Genomic DNA, 250 nt, shown 5'->3' with positions numbered 1-250 from the left:
AAACGACCGTCGCCACCGGAGCAGCAATGAGCGCGAAACGCCATATCGCCGCGCCGTCGCCGCGACCTGGCGCGGCGCCTGCAAGCTCTCCAGGACGATCTTGAGCTTCTCATCCTCGGACCAGCGCCGCCGTCGGCCTGTGTCCACTACTTCGAGCCGCTCGACTTGGGCACTGCGCCTATCACTGTCCATAAGGACAGTTCTCAACAACACGCCTCACTCGGCAAGGCGGCCTTCACCGGACGGATAC

General features: G+C 64.0%; 1 protein-coding gene. It reads right to left on the bottom strand.

Going from position 1 to position 250, the window contains the following annotated elements; genetic code table 11:
• The coding region (locus CWO89_RS45495; RefSeq protein ID WP_165421652.1) for a transposase at positions 1–192 on the bottom strand (192 nt) is incomplete at its 3' end.
• Between the last annotated feature and the right edge of the window lie 58 nt (positions 193–250).

Source organism: Bradyrhizobium sp. Leo170, assembly GCF_004296405.1.
Taxonomy (GTDB): Bacteria; Pseudomonadota; Alphaproteobacteria; order Rhizobiales; family Xanthobacteraceae; genus Bradyrhizobium.
Note: the sequence above shows the minus strand (reverse complement) of the source record. Positions and strands in the feature narration are given on the sequence as shown.